At 35.4% G+C, this 2219-nt stretch carries 1 protein-coding gene and 1 pseudogene; one reads left to right on the top strand and one right to left on the bottom strand.

Annotated elements, in window-relative coordinates; all coding sequences use genetic code 11:
• Positions 1 to 156: 156 nt before the first annotated feature.
• Positions 157 to 557 (bottom strand): annotated as a pseudogene (locus AC1DIV_RS29845) (IS6 family transposase); the annotation flags it as partial.
• A 268-nt stretch (positions 558 to 825) separates the two neighbouring features.
• Here AC1DIV_RS29845 and htpX point away from each other — a divergent pair.
• The gene (gene htpX / locus AC1DIV_RS29840) at positions 826 to 1698 is read left to right on the top strand and encodes a protease HtpX (RefSeq protein WP_477577949.1); all 873 of its coding nucleotides are present in this window, start codon (positions 826 to 828) and stop codon (positions 1696 to 1698) included.
• The last annotated feature ends 521 nt before the right edge of the window (positions 1699 to 2219 follow it).

Raw genomic sequence — 2219 nt, 5'->3', positions numbered from 1 at the left:
ACTAAAGCAGAGGGGAGTCCCCTCTGCTTTAGAGCATTATCTAAAAGTACACACTGTAATATAAATTGAAACGCCGTATACGCGAACCGTACGTACGGTGTTGTGAGAGGGGCGAAAATAATACATTTATTTTCCCTCTACTCGATTTGTCCATTCTTCGACTGCGATAGGGTAAGCCGTATTTTTATCCACTGTTATAACACGAGGCTTTGAAACATGAGAAGACCACCGTAAAGCTTTCTTGAAGAAGCACTTTACAGCCTTTTGTCTCTTGTTTTACTAAGATAAAAATCAATCGTATTTCCTTCGGAATCAATTACACGATACAGATACATCCATTGACTTTTTACTTTGATAGATGTTTCATCGATTCTCCAGGAGTTATTTGTTGGCTTAAGATGACGTCGTATTCTTTCATCTACTTCCGGTCTATATTGATGAACACAACGCATAATCGTTGTGTGGGCCATCGATAAGCCACGTTCTTCCATCATCTCCACTACATTACGAAAGCTCAGGTTGTACCGCAGGTACCATCTCACTGTTAACAAAATAATGTTAGGCTAATAATGTTTCCATTTGAATAAATTTTGCTTTTCCATACTGATCACGCACCTTTTTTAGAGTAATAGTATCACTATGTCCAAGATTTAGAGATTACTTGCAATTGTCTTGAAGTTTTTGCACCAGAACCAAATCACAAACATATTTTTTGTTTTTTGAAACTTTTTATTTACTTTTTCGTATATAGTTATATAATGTAGGTTTCATTATTGGTGATCACCTAATTAGGACAAAGTTTATTACAAACCAGGAGGGTCTTTATTGTTAAAACGTATTTCCTTATTTATATTCGTTAACATTCTAGTATTAATCACCATTACAACTATCACCACGTTGCTTGGTGTAGAAAGTTATATTGGTGGCGGTGGTTATGGTTCCCTGCTTGCCTTCAGTGTCATCGCTGGTTTTGCTGGTTCCATCATTTCATTGTCAATGTCTCGTATAATGGCGAAATGGGTTATGGGTGTTCAATTAATTGATGAACATTCTCCGCGTGGCGATCACGAACGCTTTGTATTGGAAGAAACATACCGATTAGCACGTATGGCTGGTTTGAAAGTTATGCCACAAGTTGGTATTTATCATTCACAGGAGGTCAACGCTTTTGCTACTGGACCAAGCAAAAAACGTTCATTAGTAGCCGTTTCAAGCGGTATGTTAGATAGGATGGATCGTAATGCGATTTGTGGGGTTATTGCACACGAAATAGCACACATTAAGAATGGTGATATGGTTACAACAACTCTATTGCAAGGTATCATCAATACATTCGTTATTTTCTTCTCCCGTATTGCTTCAAAAATTGTTTCAAGTTTTGTAAGAGAAGAAGTGGCTGGAATTGTTTACTTCGTATCTTCTATGGTTTTCGAGATTCTATTCAGCATTTTAAGCAGTCCTATTATCTTTTGGCATTCAAGAAAACGTGAATTTAAAGCGGACAAATTAGCTGCCGAATTAGGTGGAAAGGCGAATATGATTCACGCATTAGAATCATTAAGACACACCGTTAGCTTGGTTGATGACAGCCAAAAGTCTATTGCTGCTTTTAAAATTAGTGGCAAGGGAAAATTCTCTAGACTATTCTCTACTCACCCACCATTAGAAAAACGTATTGAACATTTGAAATCACTTTAATACATAAGATTTTCTACATTATTCAGATGTAGAAAGTCTTTTTTTATTTATGCAAATATCGATTCACAAAGGGACGATTAAATGAAAATGCACTCACTAAAAAGAGAATGGGAAAAATAATGACTTTCTAGCTAAGCTGGTAAAAACTAAATAAAGACCCTATTTACCCATTTGTAAAAGTACACCTTTATAAACACCTTTAAAACTATGGGAAACCATGACTTTAAATAAAACTAATGTTTTTCTTCTGAATTAGTTCGTAAAAGTACACTTTTACGAACTTTTTTTGATTGTTACTTATTTAAAATAGACTCTGTTAAACAATGCTTTTGATTTTTCTTCTTAAACTAACGGGACAGTTTATCGAAGAAGTGGATTTGAGTCAATATTTTGGACACTAAAAAGTTAAATCTTAAGCTGTATTCCTAATTCGATCTTCAATGGCTTGTGGGGTTTGATAGCCCAAGCTGCTGTGAATTCTTTTTCGGTTATACCAACCTTCAATAAATTGGAACATCGCT

The organism is Peribacillus sp. 05N428 (assembly GCF_056397085.1).
This window is presented reverse-complemented; position numbering and strand designations above follow the sequence as displayed.